At 46.8% G+C, this 18,876-nt stretch carries 15 protein-coding genes; 10 read left to right on the forward strand and 5 right to left on the reverse strand.

Features of this window, described 5'->3' with window-relative positions:
- Positions 1 to 567: 567 nt before the first annotated feature.
- The gene (locus tag U0358_RS00580; protein WP_322406648.1) at positions 568 to 2,313 is read left to right on the forward strand and encodes a PAS domain S-box protein; all 1,746 of its coding nucleotides are present in this window, start codon (positions 568 to 570) and stop codon (positions 2,311 to 2,313) included.
- Between the two features lie 93 nt (positions 2,314 to 2,406).
- On the opposite strand, the gene U0358_RS00585 is transcribed toward U0358_RS00580, so the two are convergent.
- Positions 2,407 to 5,613, reverse strand: coding sequence for a S41 family peptidase (locus U0358_RS00585; protein ID WP_322406649.1), 3,207 nt, complete (start codon positions 5,611 to 5,613; stop codon positions 2,407 to 2,409).
- A gap of 271 nt (positions 5,614 to 5,884) precedes the next feature.
- On the opposite strand from U0358_RS00585, the gene U0358_RS00590 reads away from it, so the two are divergent.
- On the forward strand, positions 5,885 to 7,195 hold the full coding sequence (locus tag U0358_RS00590; RefSeq protein WP_322406650.1) for a methyl-accepting chemotaxis protein: 1,311 nt from the start codon (positions 5,885 to 5,887) through the stop codon (positions 7,193 to 7,195).
- Between the two features lie 78 nt (positions 7,196 to 7,273).
- On the opposite strand, the gene U0358_RS00595 is transcribed toward U0358_RS00590, so the two are convergent.
- Positions 7,274 to 7,783 (reverse strand): helix-turn-helix transcriptional regulator, encoded by a 510-nt coding sequence (locus U0358_RS00595; RefSeq protein WP_317498038.1) that lies wholly within the window; start codon positions 7,781 to 7,783, stop codon positions 7,274 to 7,276.
- A 98-nt stretch (positions 7,784 to 7,881) separates the two neighbouring features.
- On the opposite strand from U0358_RS00595, the gene U0358_RS00600 reads away from it, so the two are divergent.
- Genes U0358_RS00600 through U0358_RS00615 form a run of 4 tightly spaced genes read left to right on the forward strand, consistent with a single transcriptional unit; the run spans position 7,882 to position 13,481 of the window.
- On the forward strand, positions 7,882 to 9,078 hold the full coding sequence (locus U0358_RS00600) for a TolC family protein (RefSeq protein ID WP_322406651.1): 1,197 nt from the start codon (positions 7,882 to 7,884) through the stop codon (positions 9,076 to 9,078).
- Entirely contained in the window at positions 9,075 to 10,115 is a 1,041-nt protein-coding gene (locus U0358_RS00605; RefSeq protein WP_322406652.1) for an efflux RND transporter periplasmic adaptor subunit, read from the forward strand. Before U0358_RS00600 ends, U0358_RS00605 begins: the two co-directional genes overlap by 4 nt.
- Positions 10,115 to 13,183 (forward strand): efflux RND transporter permease subunit, encoded by a 3,069-nt coding sequence (locus tag U0358_RS00610; protein WP_322406653.1) that lies wholly within the window; start codon positions 10,115 to 10,117, stop codon positions 13,181 to 13,183. The genes U0358_RS00605 and U0358_RS00610 overlap by 1 nt, the downstream gene beginning before the upstream one ends.
- Positions 13,173 to 13,481 (forward strand): DUF3240 family protein, encoded by a 309-nt coding sequence (locus U0358_RS00615; RefSeq protein ID WP_322406654.1) that lies wholly within the window; start codon positions 13,173 to 13,175, stop codon positions 13,479 to 13,481. Before U0358_RS00610 ends, U0358_RS00615 begins: the two co-directional genes overlap by 11 nt.
- A 131-nt stretch (positions 13,482 to 13,612) precedes the next feature.
- Here U0358_RS00615 and U0358_RS00620 read toward each other — a convergent pair whose 3' ends face one another.
- On the reverse strand, positions 13,613 to 14,260 hold the full coding sequence (locus U0358_RS00620) for a cupin domain-containing protein (RefSeq protein WP_322406655.1): 648 nt from the start codon (positions 14,258 to 14,260) through the stop codon (positions 13,613 to 13,615).
- Positions 14,261 to 14,357: 97 nt separating this feature from the next.
- Between U0358_RS00620 and trxC the strand changes: the two genes are divergently transcribed.
- Complete coding sequence (gene trxC / locus U0358_RS00625; protein WP_322406656.1) at positions 14,358 to 14,786, forward strand: thioredoxin TrxC; 429 nt, start codon at positions 14,358 to 14,360, stop codon at positions 14,784 to 14,786.
- A gap of 67 nt (positions 14,787 to 14,853) precedes the next feature.
- Here the strand turns inward: trxC and U0358_RS00630 are convergent, their stop codons facing one another.
- Positions 14,854 to 15,270, reverse strand: coding sequence for a YqaA family protein (locus U0358_RS00630; RefSeq protein ID WP_011233330.1), 417 nt, complete (start codon positions 15,268 to 15,270; stop codon positions 14,854 to 14,856).
- Between the two features lie 122 nt (positions 15,271 to 15,392).
- On the opposite strand from U0358_RS00630, the gene U0358_RS00635 reads away from it, so the two are divergent.
- Positions 15,393 to 15,728, forward strand: a complete 336-nt coding sequence (locus U0358_RS00635; RefSeq protein WP_011233331.1) for a zinc ribbon domain-containing protein — start codon at positions 15,393 to 15,395, stop codon at positions 15,726 to 15,728.
- Between the two features lie 31 nt (positions 15,729 to 15,759).
- Here U0358_RS00635 and U0358_RS00640 read toward each other — a convergent pair whose 3' ends face one another.
- Complete coding sequence (locus tag U0358_RS00640) at positions 15,760 to 16,497, reverse strand: methylated-DNA--[protein]-cysteine S-methyltransferase (RefSeq protein WP_322406657.1); 738 nt, start codon at positions 16,495 to 16,497, stop codon at positions 15,760 to 15,762.
- Between the two features lie 136 nt (positions 16,498 to 16,633).
- Between U0358_RS00640 and U0358_RS00645 the strand changes: the two genes are divergently transcribed.
- Both U0358_RS00645 and U0358_RS00650 read left to right on the forward strand, forming a co-directional pair.
- On the forward strand, positions 16,634 to 17,245 hold the full coding sequence (locus U0358_RS00645; protein ID WP_273025370.1) for a TetR/AcrR family transcriptional regulator: 612 nt from the start codon (positions 16,634 to 16,636) through the stop codon (positions 17,243 to 17,245).
- A 193-nt stretch (positions 17,246 to 17,438) separates the two neighbouring features.
- Entirely contained in the window at positions 17,439 to 18,821 is a 1,383-nt protein-coding gene (locus U0358_RS00650; protein ID WP_322406658.1) for an NAD-dependent succinate-semialdehyde dehydrogenase, read from the forward strand.
- Positions 18,822 to 18,876 lie beyond the last annotated feature (55 nt).

Consider the following 18,876-nt stretch of genomic DNA (forward strand, 5'->3'; position numbering starts at 1 on the left):
GAGCGCAGATTGAATTTAACGTACTCGATGAGTTGCCGTGACTCGTCGAATTCATTTCACTTTTTAGCCACGCAGTAAAAGCTTAAGTGCATCGCAAAACCATTATTGAAACCTACGCTACGCGCATTAATGAAGTCTTCAAGCTTAAAGCCTGCTTGAATGACCAATGAGCAGTAAGTCGTTGAAGTCATAGTTTTGGTAAATAGATGACAGCCTATGTTTAATAAAGTCCAGTGTTTCTGAGCCTCACATACAGTTTTCGCTTAGAGTTTCATACAAACCCCAAACGAAATTTTGCTTCTTAGAAACTCTGATCCGTTTGAGATGACGCAGCGTAATTATGCTTGCTAATTAAACACTAGGTAGATCATGCGCCAAGCGACTGATCCAGCTGCCAAACAGCGATAATAACGATACTGCTTGACACAAAAAAACGTTTCCTAATGAATAATCATTAAGATGATAGCCGGTGCGGCCGATAGCTGAGATAAGATAAATTTAACCGATAACAGAAGAGTGGTTAAAGGTTTAAAATGTAACTTCAAATAATATCCCACAGAGGTTTAAATGTTTTTTAGAAAACGAAAACAACGCCGTCAACTGGCCGAAGCGATGGCAAGTAGTGTTTTTGCAGTCGTCAATATTGACGAGAGTAATTTGATTACATTCTTCAATGATTCAGCAGAAAGTTTGTGGGGCTACACTGCCGATGAAGTGCTCGGTAAAAATGTTGCTATTTTAATGCATGACGATGTCGCAGCAGGCCATGACGGTTATGTTAACCGACATCGGAATACGGATCAGGATCGCATCGTTAACTCAACACGCGAAGTTCCAATAAAAAAGAAAGACGGTAGCACGGTTTATGCGGAGCTTTCACTGAGCAAGGTTATTATAGACGGTAAAAAGCACTATACCGCGTTTGCTCGTGATGTTAGTAAGGATCGCCAAAACCGAGCAATCTTAAATCAGTCGTTTGAGCAAACGTTAGACGCTGTAGTTATTATTGATGAGCACAATAACGTTATTACCTTCAATAAGGCAGCTGAAAATTTATGGGGCTATTCCCGAGAAAAGGTGCTCGGCAATAATGTCAAAATGCTGGTTCCTCGCAGCGAGCAGGGTAATCACGACGAATATGTCAACCGAAACCGAAGAACCGGAGAAAACCGTTTAGTAGGACGTCCCGTCGAGATCGAAGTACCCAGAGCTGATGGTTCTACCGTATGGACGTCAGTGACTATTTCTAAGGTTGATTTAGGTGAAGACAAATTATTTTACGTCGCGTTCTTCCGAGATATTGATGAAGAGGTTAAGCGCCGCAAAGAAGTCGAAATGCTGTCACTGGTAGCCAATGAGACCGATAATGCGGTTGTGATTACCGATAGCCGAGGAGCAATAGAGTACGTAAACAGAGGGTTTACGAAAATGACCGGCTATGAAATGGATGAAGTGAAAGGTAGAAAGCCGGGGGATTTTCTTCAAGGTAAAAAGACCGATCCCGATACGGTTAGTCGCCTCGCTCAAGCGATCGCCGCAAACGAGGTGATCTATGAAGAAGTTCTTAACTACGATAAACACGGCAATGCTTATTGGATAAGCCTGTCAATCAGCCCTGTATTTGAGGGTGGAAAAATCAGCCGTTATATTTCGATACAAACTGATATTACAGAAAATAAGCTTGCTCGCGATGAGTACTACGCTAAAACCGATGCGATGGCGTCTGCGCTTGTCACTATAGAGTTCTCATCAGACGGACAACCCACAGAAATTAACGAACTGTTTAAACAGTCTTGTTCAAATGACCCGGAAAGAGCTGCCAAAAGTCTATGGTCCGGGCTTACTGATGATGTGGTAAAACTGAGTATCGAAAATGGTCTTGCTGAACAAAAAGTCCAATTCACTGAAGCCGGAGGGGTACAAAGATCAATTGATGGGCGCTTATGCCGCATCAACGACCGAGATGGCAACATTTCTAAGCTGGTATTTTTTGGTGTTGATATCACGGAACGGCAACGCGCTCAGGAAAAGACAAAAGAAACTTCAACGCAGTTAGTGGACTCAACCCAGCGTATTACGAAGTTTGTGACCACTATCAACGGCCTTTCAGACCAAACAAACCTATTAGCTCTGAATGCTGCTATAGAGGCTGCAAGAGCAGGCGAAGCAGGCAGAGGATTCAGCGTTGTTGCAGACGAGGTGAGGGCGCTCGCGAACAGCTCGTCACAAGCCGCATCTGAAATTAATAACGTCATTCAGGAAAGCGATAGGCTAATTGATGAGCTTGTCAGAGCTTTGTCGAGACTTGATTAGTCTTAAAGTGATGTAATCAAGTTTATTAAGTTACACAAAAAAGGTGAGCTCTTCTGCAGAGCTCACCTTTTATTTATCTACTCAGCGACTAGTCTAAAGGGTCTTTAACAACTCTTCGACAGCACGTTCTAACTGTGGATCCACGTTTTTGGCTTTATAAGCCGGTGGATTAAATACCTCAATGTCTGGCTGAGCTGGGGTAAAATCCATATTGGCATCGGATTCTTTAACCCACCAGCCTCTAAATGGCATTCTGATAATTGAGCCATCAACAAGGCGTTCAGCCCCTGTACTGATGACGGCCCCAAATGTGGGGCGACCCACCAACTTGCCAATACCTAACGATTTATAGGCATGCGAGAAGATTTCAGCATTTGAATAGCTGTTTTCGTTACTCATGGCAATAGATGGCTTAGTCCAGGCCGATAGCGGTAAACGCTCAGAGTAGGGGTACTTGTCTCTGAATTCTTTCTGGTCTTTGTCCAGGTTGTCTGTAGCACCGCGAGGAATCGTGTAAGCATGCTGTTCAACGTTTAACACTGCCATCAAATAGTCAGTTGTCCAGCCTCCACCGTTATAACGTACGTCAATGACAATACCGTCTTTGCCGTAACCCGCAGCCATCAGTTCCCGCTCAAAACGCTCAAAGCTGGTCCAGTTCATACCGCGAATATGCAAGTAACCCAAGCGTCCGTTTGAATACTTTTCGGTCATTGCTCTGCGCGTTTCGACCCAGTTGTCGTATTTTTCGTTACTTAAACGCGTTGTTGGCCACAACACCACTTCGGTGTTCTCATTGGCACGCTTTATGTCAAGCAATACCCGTTGATTTGCGTATCCATTCAGTAACTCATAGAAGTTGGCGTCTTCGACCGACTGTTGATTGACCTGTGTAATCACATCACCGACTCGTAGACGGCTGTCGTCGCGGGCGGCAGGGCTTTTGTTAAGAACTGAGGTAACCTTCAGCCCTTCATCGGTTGGTACAACCTCAATACCGACCAAGCCGGTTTGAGTCTTTTGGGTTTCTTTTTGGTTTTCACCGCGGTATAAGCCCATATGACTGGCATTGACCTGACCCAACATCAAGTTGAAGATATACTGAAAATCTTCTTTGGTTGACGCTTTTAATGCTAAAGGACGGTATTTGTCTTTTAGCTCCTGCCAGTCATTGTTATGAAATTCAGGATCGTAAAATCCGGCATTAAGTGCTTGCCAGGCTTCATCAAAGATCTGCTCACGCTCGGCCATATGCTCGATGTTTTGTTGCGATACGGTCGATAAGATTTCAGGCTCGTCTTTTTTTGTGTCTATTTTGACTAACTGCCCTTTACCGGTTAACGCAAACAAGTGCTTGCCGTCGCTGCTCAGTGATAAGCTACGTGGTCTTTTGTTACCCTCAATGACCTGCTTTTTGTCCTCACCGTTCCACTTAATTTTGAACAGGTCTTGGTCCATTTTAAAGTTCTGACGACCAGCACCACCAATGGTGTAATAAACATGCTCGCCTTCCTTATCGAATGCTAAGCCAGATTCATTACCGGCAAAGCGCGTGACTTGAACCAGGCGTTCATAGATGCGCTCTAAGTCAATTTGCATCGGCTCGACTGCTTTCACAGAAGCTTCCGAGTCGTCTTCATCTTTTTTGGCATCAGCCGTTTCTTCTACAAATTCATCGCGCTTCCACTCTTCTTTAGAGCGCTGCCAGTCGCCTTCTGTTAACCAGGCAAACCAAATGTCGTAGTCGCCGTTATTACGCATGGACGTAAAGCCGAGCTTGCTGCCATCGGGTGACCAAACCGGGCTGTAATCGCCTTTCGGGTGCATACTGACATTAACGGGCTTTTGCGAGTTATCTGCAGCATGAATAAAGATTTCACTATTAAAGGATAAATCAGATTTAGCATAAGCTAGCCAGTTACTGTCTGGCGACCAACTCACGCCACTGGGTGTTGCCCAGCCGTCTAACAAGGTAACAGTGTTGGTTAGTGAATTGCCTTCGGTAACGTCAGCAACAATTAACTTACCGCGCCCTTCACGATAGACCACTTTGTTGCCATCAGGAGAAACCAGGGGTTCGCGTTCTTGCGCGTCGGTGCGTGTGACGGGTGTTATGGAATGCTTGAGCGACTTAAACACGTTCGGCTCGTCAGAGTCCGCCGATGTCACCGCAAAGATATCGTTTTGGCCGTCTCGATCAGACACAAACAGCAGAGTGTTGTCATCAAGCCAGGTAACATCTCTGTCTCGTGCTGCGCCTGTTGTGAGCCTGACTGACCGTTTATCGTCTTTATCGTTGCGCTTTACAAATAAATCGCCACGTACGACATAAGAAATTAACTTACCGTTAGGGGACACACTGTATTCGTCAAGTGAGTCCGTGGTTGACTTTTTCGTGACAGGGTCAAAACGAAAATCCGTAGGAATCGATAGGTCGAGCGATTTGCTTTGGTCACCAGTAATAAGCTGAACTTTATCGGCAGCTTGATAAACAAGATGGTTTGCTCGCTTATCAATACTAAAGTGCTCAACACCAAACTCACGTTCATCGGTAACTTGTGTTGCTCGTTTGGACCCTAGCTGCTGCTTGAATACATTGTATTTACCTGCACGAGCAGAGATAAAATATAACTCGTTATTGCTCGACCATTGAGGCATAAAGTCATTACCATCAAAGTCGGTTAACTGTTCGTACTCGTCAGTTTCAGTATCATAAACCCAGATATTACGGTTGGCCGGGCCACGGTAATCTTCACGCGATACTCTGGCGGTACTGCGCACAAAGGCAATCTTTGTGCCGTCCGGAGAAACCACGGCATCAAAGCCCAGGGCATCCATATAGCGAGACTCTGTTGCGTTACCCGTTGGTGCCACACTGTACACTTCCCACTCTCGTTCAACTTCAGCGTACAAACGGCGAGTGTTAAAGAGTACTTGGTTGTCGTTATTAAAGCCTAACACCTGGTCCGAGGCGCTATGATAGGTCAAACGATCGGGGCGGCCGCCCTTGCTTGGCATAATAAACACGTCATCATTACCAAACCGGTCGCTGCTAAAAGCGATGGATTTACCGTCTTTTGACCATTTAGGTGAGCTTTCATAGCCTTCGTGGATGGTTAAACGGTTTGGATTGGTGCCCGATGTCGACATTGTCCAAATGTCACCTTGGTAACTAAAGGCGATTTGAGTCCCGTCAGGACTGATTTCGGGCTGCATGATTAAGGGTCGCTCTGACATAGCATCAGATGCAGATACGCCAAATGCTGCAGAAACAAGTAGGCTTGTGACCAAACGCTTCATAGTAAGTTGCCTGTTTTAGTTAGTATTATTAGTTGTGTTCTGATGTTAGCAAATATATTGGGGTGAGGTGTTGAGGTTGAGTGTATTACTCGGCAAGTCGCGCATTTAGCGCGACAATTAGAATACTAAAGGGGGTAGATCCGGATTATAAGTTCAGAGCGTAAAAAATGAATTCTGCTTAACCAAAAGAATCATTAAAACGGGGATTATTCTACTTGGATTTGTACAGGTTTGTGACAAAATAACCATGTAGTCAATAAGGATAAAGCATATGTTACTAACTCACAGAAAGGCTCAAGCCTACCTGGAAGCTTTCAGTCGTGGTGAACTCTCTGCAAATGACGCACCAGATTGGATGTCGCCACTATTTACATCGCAAAAACCATCGACGGACATTTATGGTATTGCGGATAGTAGCGTCGACTCGATTCGTAATATTGTTCGCTTCGGGCGTGAGGGGTTAACATTTCAAGAGCAGATTAATCGCATTGAGGCGGATGCCGAACAATTAGCTACGGCAGTAGAAGAAATGTCGTCTTCAGCAACACAGGTTGCTTCCTATGCTGAGCAAGTTTTGTCTGCTGCACAGCAATCGGCCAGCGATGCAGATGACGGCCTCAAAAAGCTGAAAACACTGGTGAAACACATGAGTGATGTGGAGACATCAATTGCACAGGTGACTGAGCACACTCGCACTTTTGTAAATCAGACCGAGCGGATCACGCATTTAACCCAGACGGTTAATGAGATCGCCGATCAAACTAACCTCTTAGCGCTCAATGCCGCTATTGAGGCGGCCCGTGCAGGTGAGGCCGGTCGTGGTTTTTCTGTCGTCGCTGACGCAGTACGGGAGCTTGCCAACCGCAGTTCCGAGGCCGCCACTGAAATTGATACCATTGTCAATGACGTCGTAAATGGAGCCCGCGAGATTGAATCAGTGATTGAAAGGAGTAACGATGCTTTAACCGAGTCTCGTGAGGATCGCCTTCAAGTTTGCGATATTCTAGAGCGTGCGCGTGATTCAGCCGAACAGAACCTCTCTGCTACTACAGAGGTTTCCACAGCAACTCGGGAGCAATCGAGTGTTGCCACTGATATGTCACAGCGCCTGCAGCATGTGTCTGACTCAGTTAAAACTGCGAGCTCGTCTTTTAATGATATAGCTAAAGTGATGCGCCACTTGCGCGAAAACCAGCTGGAAGAACTTCAACTTCTCCCGAGCGACGAACCTCAAATGTTACTGCGACTCGCTAAATCAGACCATATTGTCTGGGTTGATAAAGTCGTTCGCTATGCGATGTTCGGTCAAACGTCACTCAGTGAAGGAGAGCTGAAAGATCACACTCAATGCCGCCTCGGTAAGTTTCTTGATTCGGATCGCGGACAGTCGTTGTTGGCGAATAAGCCGAGTTTTCCTGAGCTTTATAGCAATATACACCCTAAGGTGCATCAATTGGGGCGTGAAATCTTTGCTAAAGCTAAAAGTGGCGCTAGCCACGATGAATTAGAGCCGATGGTAGAAGAGCTTATTGCGACGTCCGATCGGGTCGTTGGTTTATTAGACGAATTTATTTCAGATTAACCAATCGGTGGTTTGAATGTTAATTTGATGAAATGCGATGGACAGGTTGGTGAGATAATTTTTCGAATAGAAAAACGCTTACTCTAGTAACGCATCAATCAACCAGGCCGATAGTTGGTTGCGACCACTCAAACCAGACTTAGCATAGACTGATGATGCCTGCTGGCGGACGGTCTTTTCCTTGGTGCTACGAACTTCGGCTATTTCGTTAAAGCTCAACCCTTTGATTAATAACACTGCAACCTCTTGCTCACTGGGAGACAGCTTCCATTGTTTGAACCAGGACTGTACGGCGGTATAAGAATCTGGCGATTTATCACGTTCTTTTTCCGACTCATGGTTCGCTGTGCTTTCCTTTTCACGCTGCTGGTGTCTCGATAGCGCAACTTTTACCTGCTTCAGTTCTTGATTGCGCAGCAATACCCGCTTCCACAGCACAATAAATGCCGTAATCGAAATGACCACAGTAATTCCCTCAATGGCCAAATGCCAGGTTGCCACTTGCATATGGTAATCGGCTACCACGTCAGAGACGTTAGCAAACGCAATTAATAAAAATATCACCATTAACAGTCGGTCAATTGTCATAAATTCCTCATAAATTAGTGCGCTTAGGGCATCCGCCCGATGCATCGACGCCTTAAAAACCTTAATGTTAATAATGATATTAACCGATGGAGGCTTTGATGTCTTTGCTCCGCGCTACCTCTGGTAAATTATTTTTCAGCCTATTGGCAAGTACATTTTTTTTGCTAAGCCCTTTGGCTAAGGGCGATAACCTATCGCAGCAAACATTGCTGGAATCCGTTGTTGAACGGCTCAAAACAGATGGTCTTCTTATCGATACCGATTTTAGCCAGCGCCAATGGTTGTCTGCGACGCCACGGTTATCCCTCATGCATTGGCAGACTAACGATGATGCTATTGGCTCAAACGAAACAGAGCTGGTATTAGAGCTGGAATTTTTATCCCCCGCGCAGCGCAAATTAATTAACAACTCTGAAAAACTCGTTGAACGCTACCAACAGCTTCAACAACGTCAGCTAGAATTAACCGCCAGCGGCGTCATACGAGAGCTTTTCTGGCAAGCTAAGCGCCTGCAGGCTGAACTCGCTTATGCTGAAAAAGTTACCACTCAATTACATCAGCTTCAGCGCCAGACTCAGTCGTTAGTGGAAGCCGGTGAACGTCCAGCTTATGCCGGTATTATAGTGAAGCAACAACACCAACGTGCGCTTAGCCAAGTTGCAGAAAAGCAAATAGCCTTGCAGCAGCTCGAGCGCGTATGGCAGCAACTGACCGGCGTTAATAACGTGCCACAGTCGCTACAGGAATCTGTTCGTCCACACGCCTCAACGGCAGCGCATCCAGCATTACAAACCCTTCAGTTGCAATGGCAATTAGCGCTAAATGCTACGCAACAGACCGTTGCTGTGCAAAAAAGCTGGGGCATTAACGCGGGCTATAAATACATTGACGCGCCCAACCAAAGTGAAAATCAATGGGGACTAGGCTTTAGTCTTCCGCTCGATTTTTCACACTCACTGAATGCTAGTGAACTTGTTGCGTTGCAACAGCAACAAAGCGAGCTTAACCAGTCACTCCGGCAGACTCAAATCCGCCTTGAACTCAACATAGCTAACGCGCAAAGCCAGTTAGAGCAGTTGAAACAAAAGCACCAAAGTGACCGTAAAAATGCCGAGTTAAGCCACAACGCCATCGAGCAGCTCGACAACCTATATCAACAAGGTCAAATTGACACTCGCTTGTATATCGAGAGATTACTCGAGCAGTTGTCCTATCAGCAAGCGGCGCAGCTAAGCCAGATAGAGCTACAACTGGCAAATGCCTTATTAAACCAAGCACAGGGAATGACTTTATGAAACGCTGTAACCTATCTCGTCTCGCCGCTACTCTTAGTCCCATAGTTAGTGTCATAGCACTTGCTCTGTCAGGGCTTGCGACAACAACGACTGTGTTAGCGGCGCAATCAATTTCTGTCGAGCAGGTAAGTAACTACGATTTACGCCCGCAAGCGGCAGTGAAAGCAGATAACGTAGCTTTTGCACCGGTCACGGGAAGTTACCAGACGACCCCAGGCAGTGTTTTAACTCTGCCCAACCCGTTTGAAAACGCGGCAGTAGACTATCAAGTTGTTGATGGGCAGGCGGTGGAATCCGGTACCCTTATTGCGCAACTACATGGTCCCTCGGTAGAACACTTTTTTCACCGTGTTGAAACACTACAAGAGCAGTACGATGTTGCCGCTAAGCAGTATCAGAGCAAAAAGAAGTTATACCAAAACAATGCCATTGCCGCCGATGAGTGGCAGCAGTTTCTAACGCAATACATTAGCCTGAATGACACCCTGCATGAAATTAACGTTGTCCTGCGGCGGGTAAAACAAACCGCTGCGCAGTCTGCACAATTGATCGCAACAGAGCCAGGAGTGTGGCGAACCAGCAGTAATGGGCAACAGCTGGGTACGCTAACCGCTCATGCGCGTTTAGCCATCGTTGCCGAGGTACCGATAGAACAGGCAAAACGTATCTCGAGTCTAAACATTAACGGTCAAAAGCTGCGGGTAAGCCAACGTGAACAAACGGTGCGTAATGGCTTTGTACGAATTTGGAGCGAGCCACCAGAAAATATCAACTGGACCATCGGTCAACGCGTTAACGTTGTACCCCAGGCAACAATTGAAAATGCCTATCTTTTGCCGGCCAGTGCCATTGCCACACTGCAGGATGAACCCGTTATCTTTAGTATAGAAAATGCGACAATTAACGCTGAGCCTATCGAACTATTAAGCTTAAGCGGCGAGCATTACTTTGTACGATCAACGACACCTCTGAACATCATCGCAACGCATTCTGTCGCAGCACTTAAGGTTATAGCAGAAGACGAGGGGGCGCAGTAATGGTTAGCCGCATACTGAGCTTTTCGCTAAAAAATCGTCTGTTTGTTTTTATTACTTTTCTGCTGTTAATAGCGGCCGGTATCCAGTCGCTTCGCCAACTACCGGTGGATGCTTTTCCAGAGATTTCACCGACTCAGGTTAACGTCATCTTACGCGCCCCCGGTATGGCTGCCGAACGGGTAGAAAACCAGGTAACTCACCCGTTAGAAACCGAATTATTGGGTATACCAAATCAAACCATTCTGCGGTCAACCACCAAGTACGGTATTACCTCGATAACCCTCGACTTTGAAGAAGACACCGATATTTATTGGGCGCGCCAACAAGTTGCGGAAAAACTCGCTGCCGTCAGTAAAGACCTGCCGGGCGGTATTCAAGGCGGTATGGCACCGATGAGCACGCCATTAAGCGAAATGTTCATGTTCACGGTAGAAAACCCCGGCATGAACCTGGAGCAAAAGCGTCACCTGCTAGATTGGGTGATTCGACCGACATTACGCACGGTTGAAGGGGTAGCAGATGTCACTAATTTAGGCGGGAAAGTCAGAACCTTTCAGTTTACGCCGTCGGCGTCAAAATTAAGTGATGCTGGCATTTCGCTACAAGCTATTAAGGATGCATTGGCTGATGCCAACCAAGTCGGTAATTTAGGTCGCATCACCCAAGGTACCGAAACGTTTAGCGCACGGGTTACCGGACGTATTGTCGCGCTTGACGATCTGGCGGCCATTAGTGTGACGAATCAATACCAGCAAGTGTATCGACTAGACCAACTGGGTGATGTTGCGCTTAGTTATCTACCGCGCTTTGGCGCGATTACCAAGGATGGAGAAGAAGCTGTCGAAGGCCTGGTAGTCGGCTTAAAAGGGGCTAATGCCGCGGCGGTGGTTGAAGCGGTTGAGCAAAAACTGGCACAAATACAGCCTAGTTTGCCAAAAGACACGGACATCAACGTGTTCTATAACCGTAAAGGCCTTATTGACACTGCCATAGCTGGAATCTCTGATGCTCTGATGCAGTCCATCGTGTTAGTTATAGCGGTACTGGTTTTCTTTTTACGTAATGTTCGTGCGTCGATTCTGGTCTCGTTATCGATCCCCGTGGCGGCGCTGATCACCTTTATTTGCCTGCAATTACTCGGCTTATCGGCGAACTTGATGAGTTTAGGCGGGTTAGTTATTGCTATCGGTATGATTGTCGACTCGTCGGTAGTGATCACCGAAAAAATCGAGACCGAGTTAAACTCGCAAAAACAGTTGCCCTTGCTGCACAAAATTTATCGCGCCAGCCTGGCTGTGGCGCCGTCTGTGGTTAGCGGCACTGTGATCATTATTTTGGTGTTTTTACCTCTACTCACTCTGACTGGCCTGGAAGGTAAGTTATTTTCACCGGTCGCTTTGACCATTGTTATCGCAATCACTGCCGCCTTAGTGACTTCGCTGACGCTAATCCCTGCTCTAGGTTCGCTGCTAATGCGACCCAAAGCTCGCCGTAATAAATCGCTTGAGCTTATGCAGGCGCGCTATCAACGTATATTATCCGGCGCAATTAAACGCCGAAGTGCCACACTAATGGGGTTTGCCGCAGTGCTCGCCTTAAGTGTAATCAGCTTTATCATGGTCGGAAAAATCTTTATGCCTACCATGGATGAAGGCGACATTATCGTGCAACTGGAAAAGTCACCGACCATTTCTTTACAGGAATCGATAGAGCTGGATACACAGGTTGAGCGTGAACTACTTGCTAAGATCCCGGAGATAAAGCAAATCGTTGCCCGAACCGGCTCAGATGAACTCGGTTTAGACCCCATGGGTTTAAACGAAACCGATGTGTTCATGGAACTTAACCCTAAAGACAGCTGGCGTTTTGATAGTAAACAAGAACTGATTGATGCCATTCGCGAAGTGGTTTCAGGCTATCCTGGCATGAACGTTAACGTTACCCAACCTATTCAAATGCGCATTTCTGAAATGCTAACCGGCAGTAGTGGCGACGTCTCTATTAAAGTGTTTGGTGATGACATGAACACCCTTGCCAAGGTCACCGGAAGGGTGGTTGAGCAAGCCAGGCAAGTGCAAGGGGCGGTCGACGTTCAGGCAAGCGTGATTACCGGCGCACGCTTTTTAAGTATTGTCCCCAATATGCAGCAACTGCGCTTTTATGGCGTTACGAAACAAAACCTTAGTGAATTTGTTCTTTCACAACTCAGCGGCTTCCCGGTCAGCGAAGCGGTGGATGGACGTATCCGCACACCAATTGTGATGGGCTCGCAAAAACCTGCGGGTAATTATCACTCGGTCAGCAACATCGAGTCCTTGCCAATTGTCACCGACAACGGCGAAACGGTTGCACTGCAGCAACTTGCTGACATCACTTTCGAGCATGGCCCAGCCATTATCGAGCGCGAAAACTCTAACCGTTACGCGTTAATCACCAGCAATGTTGAAAACCGCGATGTCGTTGGTTTTGTTAACGAGCTACAGCAACGTGTCAGCGCCAATGTAAACCTTGACCCCGGCTATTTCATTGAGTACGGCGGTGAGTTCGAAAATCAGGCGCGGGCTAGTGCCAATTTGCTAATGGTTATTCCTGTTGCTTTGCTGTTAATTGTTATCTTACTGTTTAGCTCGATGGGATCGGTTGGCCTGACAACGATTGTGCTGACGAATATTCCGTTTGCCCTGAGTGGCGGGGCAATTTCGCTCTGGCTAAGCGGTGAGTACATGTCTGTTCCGGCATCGGTCGGTTTTATTGCTTTGATGGGCGTTGCCATACTTAACGGTATCGTCATGGTAAGCCACTTCGAGCAGACTCGAGTTCATTTCTCCGACTTTAAAACCTTAGTCATTGAAGGAGCTAAAGACCGTCTGCGGCCGGTCTTAATTACAGCCATTACCGCTATTTTTGGCCTGATTCCGCTGTTAATGTCCAGTGGTCCCGGCTCAGAAGTGCAAAAGCCTCTGGCGGTTGTGGTTATAGGTGGGCTGATAACGGCAACGCTGGCCACCCTGCTGTTGCTGCCTATTTTATACTTACTCGTAAACAGGAAAGCTCGTGATGTCCAATAAGTTGTTAAAACTCTATTTTAGCCGAGAACAAAAAGCCGATTTGGTCGACTGCCTGATTCAACTCGACTATTTAAGCGGCTTTAGCCTTTATGACATTGACGGTTTTAGTCGCAATCACGAACGCTTTGATATCGGCGAGCAAATTCGTGGCGCACGCCGGATGATGATGGCTGAAGTAATTTGTTCTGTTGATGATGTAACCCGTATTCGTGAGGCTTTATCGCAGCTAAACTTCAAAGAGCCAGTCCGCTACGTGATGCAGTCAGTAGAGGATGTTGGACATAGTGATTATATCTAACCTATTTCGTTGGAACAGGGGGGGGGATCTCTCCCCTGATGTTTCTGCGATGCTTTTCAAATTAAGGGTAAGTTATCGCGCGATTTATGTTGGGCTTGTTAAGCCGCTACTAAAACTCATGAGTATCTTATTTACCCCAAATGTCCTGTCTTAACCCAAATTATGGTTTCTCTATCAACAAAGGGATGGTGCACGCTCCTGTGTGGACTGCGCATCCAGGTGCCTTCGGGATAGCGTCCGTGTTCATCACAGAACTCGCCGGATAACACCAGTATTTCTTCGCCGCCCAGGTGGCGGTGTGGTTTGAACACTTCATTTGCTGGCCACTTTACCAGTGCAACGTGCTCAGTGCCATGACTATGTAACGGCATAACTTCTAGCCCGCCTTGGCCGGGTAACCACTCAGCTTCATGGGTGTTAATGCGCACAACTTGAGTGTCGGTTGGTTGGAATTGATGCAGCTTAACCAGTAATTTGCAGCCATCTTTACTAAAGGGGGCATGTGAGCTTCCTGGTGGGTTACGAATATAAGTACCAGCTGGATAGTCACCGTTTTCATCAGAAAAAACACCTTCGAGAACTAATATTTCCTCACCCAGTGGATGCTCATGAGTGCTAAATGATGCATCTGGCTTATACTCAACGATGCTGGTCGCACGACCGCGCTCAGCCTCTTCACGCTCCAATAATTTACGACGCACACCAGAAGCCGGGCTGTCGACCCACTCCTGTTTCGCCGTTTCAATAATGACTCGTTTAGCAAAATCTAAATTTAACATTACCTAAGTCTTACATCCGTCAAAAACCGTATTACACTTACGTAAATTAACACCTTAATAGTTCACGCTGAGCGAAAGGCAAAAGGAAAACAGCAGAATGGCTGAAAAAATGATTGTTGCATGTCCTTCATGCCACAAGAAAAACCGCATTGTGGTCGATAAAAGAAACGAGAACGCTGTTTGCGGTCATTGTCGGTCATTACTTTTTAGCGGGAAAATTATTGTCGTAAATAGTGATGAATTTCGAGCTCATCAGAGTGCTGATATGCCTCTCGTTGTAGACTTTTGGGCGAGTTGGTGTGGGCCTTGCCAGCAGTATGGTCCTCATTTCGAACAGGCGGCTACAAATATGCGATATGACGCTCAATTTTTAAAGATAAGTACGGAAAAAGAGCCCCATTTAGCGCAACAATATGCTGTGCGAAGTATTCCGACAACTCTGTTTGTTAAAAATGGTCAGGAAGTGGCTCGACAAGCTGGTGTCATGTCGGCGTCACAGATTCAGCAGTGGGTAGCTCGGTATTAATACGCTCAATTATCCTCTGGTACGGGGTTTGCTCACCTGAGCATCTGGCTTCTCCGGAAACTTATGTTTAAAACAACTGCGTAATACCCAGCAAAATAGCGTAGCGGCCAGCTTTACTAATAAAAACCAGAATCAAAAATTGCCAGAAGGTTAATCGCAGCATACCGGCTATAAAGGTGAGAGGGTCACCAATGAAGGGGGCCCAGGCCATCAGCAGCGACCACTTACCAAAGCGTTCAAACCAGCGATGACCGCGGGCAAGAGATTTTGGTTTGAACGGGAACCAGCGGCGATCCTGATACCGCACCAAAAAACGGCCCAGAACATAGTTAACCACTGACCCCAGCGTATTACCGATTGAGGCCAGCCACCAGATTATCCAGACATCGTAATCCATGCGCTGGGCTGCCACGACCACAAACTCAGACTGAGCTGGCAGTATTGTGGCGGCCAGAAACGCTGTCAGAAATATACTTAAGTACATAAAACCCTATTACGCGGCACAGCTTATAACGGATGTCATCAGCGTACTGGAAATGACAAACACAAAAGTTTTTGACTACACTAAACAATGAACACTCATCAATAAAACAGAGAGGTACCTCAATGGCATTTGAAAAATGTCCAAAGTGTGAAGATCAGGTACTGGATAATAACTATAGCTGTCCGGCCTGTGGTTTTGTGAAGAGTGAAAAATCGGAACAAGAGAATCAACCGGGCGAAAACAGCGCGATTACGTCTGAGAACACATCGAAGAGCTTGCAGATACAAGGCGTGTTGTCTCTCGTTATTCTTATCGTGGGTGTGCTTTGGTTTTTTCTAACCTCCGAGGAATCTCAACAAAGTAACGAAATCAATGTGATACCTCTGGTTATGTTTATCGGCGGTCTTATCTGGTACATCGTGACGCGCTTTAGAATTTGGCGTTCGCATTCTTCTTAATTAAGAGCAATAACGCGATTACCGAACGATGCTACTGTTCTTCGGGCTCTTCGTGCAGCAGCTCCCATGCCTGAAGCATTTCTTTCTTCGTTGAACCCCAGCGATAACCGCCTAAAGCACCACTTTTCTGAATAACGCGGTGACAAGGAATTAGCATGGCAACAGGGTTGGAGCCAACAGCATTACCAACTGCACGAGATGCCCCCGGGCAGCCGAGTACATTGGCAATTTGCGAATAACTCGCCAGCTTTCCGGGCGGTATCCTCAATAACGCTCGCCATACGGCGACTTGAAAATTAGTACCCATAATGTGCAATGACAAGGGGGCAGATAGCCAGTCTTTTAAACGACCAAACAGTAGATTAGCCACATAGTTCGTCGCGCTGTCATTGCTTAAGAGCGAGGCTTCGGGCCAGTCTTTATGTACATTGGCAAGTATTTCATCAACAGCTCTGGAGCCCAAGAACTCAACGCGGCATACGCCCTGCGGGGTAATTGCGACAAATATCTTACCAAAAGGGGTTTCATTTATGCCGTATTGGATAGTAACCTTTTGACCTTCGTTCCTGTATTCCTCCGGCGTTACGGCTTCTAGCTTAACAAAGTGGTCATACAGTCGCGATCCTCCACTTAACCCCATGCTGGGGGAAACATCCATAAGAGAGCCCTCGTCTTTCAGCATGCGTTTGCTGCGCTCCAGCGTCGACTGGCTCGATACATGTTTTGACATATAAGTCATGGCTTTTTCAATGCGAGTGTAGTCAGACATAATCAGTACCTTTAAACCTAACGAATTGATACACCACCATCCACTAATAAGTACTTCTATTTTAAGTTATATTGTAGCGCTTAAAACTATTTAGAAAATTAGGCACGTTCCGGCGACGTAATTAGAGGTTCTATTAATGCAACGAACAAAAAAAGCTGCAACCAAACGCCAGCACATTCTTGAAACGGGTTACCGGTTGGTACTTAAAAAAGGCTTTTCTGCTGTCGGATTGCAGGAAATTCTTAAGAGTTGTGGTATCCCCAAAGGTTCTTTCTATCATTACTTCCCATCTAAGGAAGCCTTTGGTTGTGAGTTGTTGAAAGAGTACACCGATGATTACGGATGTAAGTTTGATCAGCTGTTTACGGCATCGGGTAGTGGCCGAGACAATTTAATGCGTTACTGGGATGCCTGGATAGCTGACCCTGATGACCCGACACGTGGTTGGGCGGAAGAATGTCTGGTGGTGAAGCTTGCAGCTGAGGTTGCGGATATGTCTGAGACTATGCGGCAAATCCTGGATGACGGCGTGCAGCAGCTCATAGTAAAGATTGCGACTTTGATTGAGAATGGTCGTAATGACGGCTCGCTAGCTGACGGAGTTCCGCCCCTTCAATTGGCTCGAATGCTTTACCAGATGTGGATGGGTGCCGCATTGCTCGCTAAGTTAAGCCAGGACAAGGAACCACTGCAGCAAGCACGGAATTCAACTCTTCTAATGCTGGATTGCAGCGATACCAAGACTTAAAGGCCAGTTTCCCGCTATACCCGGGTCTCCGGGTCATCACTTTGAATCGATTTGACAGAATTGCTCGTTGTCCGCTACAGTTAAGAATAGACCGGTCGTCTATAGCGCAAGGCGTTAAAACACGTCGATCTAAAATCTGATTGGTTTAGAGAATTTACCAATGTTTATTTATAGACAATGAACGGGAGATAGAATGAGTAACCAAATTACTACGATCAATCCCTCAAACGACGAAAAGCTGAAAAACTATACGAAAATGGACCTTGCCGAGGCCACTCAGATAATCGAAGAGAGCCACGCTGCATTTTTACAGTGGCGTCTTGAGTCGCTGGAGCAGCGTGCTAAGAGCGTGAAAGCTATCGGTAAAGCGCTGCAGGAACACAAGGAAGAGTTTTCCGACCTTATGGTTAAAGAAATGGGCAAGCTGCCGGAACAGGCTCGTCAGGAAATTGACCTGTGCGTGGGTATATGCGACTACACTGCTGAACATGGCCCGGAAGAGCTGGCTGATGAAGAACGCAAGCCAGGAAACGGTCAGCGCGGTATAGTCACTTATTCGCCAATTGGTATCGTCTACGGTATCCAGCCATGGAACTTTCCCGCTTATCAAGTCGTACGCTATTCGATAGCTAACATCATGGCCGGCAACACTGTGCTGCTGAAACATGCTGAGAACGTTACCGGTAGCGGCTTGTTGCTGGAAAAAATTTATCGCGAAGCAGGACTGCCCGAAAACGTGTTCCGCACCTTGGTTATTTCCCACGAGACTTCGGATGAAGTCATTGCTCACTCACTGGTACGTGGTGTCACTCTCACCGGAAGCGACGGTGCAGGACGTAAAGTGGCGACTCAGGCTGCTAAGCACCTTAAAAAGACAGTTCTGGAACTTGGTTCTAACGATGCGTACCTGGTGCTCGACGATGCCGATTTGGAGGTTGCAGTAGATACCTGCGTTATGGGACGGGTATTCAACACCGGACAGACGTGCGTTTCTGCCAAGCGGTTCGTAGTAACCGAGGCTAACTACGAGGCATTCAAAGAGCGCTATGTTGAAAAAATGAAAGCTCTGAAAGTTGGAGACCCTAAGCAAAGTGATACGGATGTAGGCCCTATGGCCCGTGTTGATCTGCGAGACCAATTGCATAAACAGGTTGAAGAAAGCGTGAGTAAAGGCGCCCGCATACTTTGTGGCGGGGAGAAACCTGAGGGCAAAGGTGCTTTTTATCCGGTGACTGTGCTGGAAAATGTCGAACCGGGTCAGCCGGCTTACGAGGACGAGCTGTTCGGCCCAGTTGCCGCATTGATTCGTGCTAAGGATGACGAAGATGCTATGCGCATAGCTAACGACAGCCGCTACGGCCTCGGTGGTGGTATTATTTCAAAAGATGTGCAGCGTGCCACTGAGTTGGCGAGCAAGTACTTCGATACCGGTATGGTTTTCATCAACGGCTTCGGAGTTGCAACACCAGAGATGCCCTTTGGTGGTGTTAAGGACTCAGGCTACGGCCGCGAACATGGCGGTTTTGGCATGCATGAGTTTGTTAATGTTAAGGCAATTAACGTGGTTAAGGAGTAACTCCACGCAGGGTTCATTTTTAAGTTTTTCCGGCCACTCTTTGAGGAGTGGCCGG

It is taken from the genome of Idiomarina sp. PL1-037 (assembly GCF_034422975.1).
In the GTDB taxonomy this organism is placed as follows: Bacteria; Pseudomonadota; Gammaproteobacteria; order Enterobacterales; family Alteromonadaceae; genus Idiomarina.

What these genes read in the sequence shown, in the direction of transcription:
- U0358_RS00585 (WP_322406649.1), bottom strand. Translation starts at nt 5,613, where the DNA reads ATGAAGCGTTTGGTCACAAGCCTACTTGTTTCTGCAGCATTTGGCGTA.
- U0358_RS00610 (WP_322406653.1), top strand. Translation starts at nt 10,115, where the DNA reads ATGGTTAGCCGCATACTGAGCTTTTCGCTAAAAAATCGTCTGTTTGTT.
- U0358_RS00640 (WP_322406657.1), bottom strand. Translation starts at nt 16,497, where the DNA reads ATGTCTGACTACACTCGCATTGAAAAAGCCATGACTTATATGTCAAAA.
- U0358_RS00580 (WP_322406648.1), top strand. Translation starts at nt 568, where the DNA reads ATGTTTTTTAGAAAACGAAAACAACGCCGTCAACTGGCCGAAGCGATG.
- U0358_RS00605 (WP_322406652.1), top strand. Translation starts at nt 9,075, where the DNA reads ATGAAACGCTGTAACCTATCTCGTCTCGCCGCTACTCTTAGTCCCATA.
- U0358_RS00635 (WP_011233331.1), top strand. Translation starts at nt 15,393, where the DNA reads ATGGCATTTGAAAAATGTCCAAAGTGTGAAGATCAGGTACTGGATAAT.
- U0358_RS00620 (WP_322406655.1), bottom strand. Translation starts at nt 14,260, where the DNA reads ATGTTAAATTTAGATTTTGCTAAACGAGTCATTATTGAAACGGCGAAA.
- U0358_RS00600 (WP_322406651.1), top strand. Translation starts at nt 7,882, where the DNA reads ATGTCTTTGCTCCGCGCTACCTCTGGTAAATTATTTTTCAGCCTATTG.
- U0358_RS00615 (WP_322406654.1), top strand. Translation starts at nt 13,173, where the DNA reads ATGTCCAATAAGTTGTTAAAACTCTATTTTAGCCGAGAACAAAAAGCC.
- U0358_RS00630 (WP_011233330.1), bottom strand. Translation starts at nt 15,270, where the DNA reads ATGTACTTAAGTATATTTCTGACAGCGTTTCTGGCCGCCACAATACTG.
- U0358_RS00650 (WP_322406658.1), top strand. Translation starts at nt 17,439, where the DNA reads ATGAGTAACCAAATTACTACGATCAATCCCTCAAACGACGAAAAGCTG.
- trxC (WP_322406656.1), top strand. Translation starts at nt 14,358, where the DNA reads ATGGCTGAAAAAATGATTGTTGCATGTCCTTCATGCCACAAGAAAAAC.
- U0358_RS00595 (WP_317498038.1), bottom strand. Translation starts at nt 7,783, where the DNA reads ATGACAATTGACCGACTGTTAATGGTGATATTTTTATTAATTGCGTTT.
- U0358_RS00590 (WP_322406650.1), top strand. Translation starts at nt 5,885, where the DNA reads ATGTTACTAACTCACAGAAAGGCTCAAGCCTACCTGGAAGCTTTCAGT.
- U0358_RS00645 (WP_273025370.1), top strand. Translation starts at nt 16,634, where the DNA reads ATGCAACGAACAAAAAAAGCTGCAACCAAACGCCAGCACATTCTTGAA.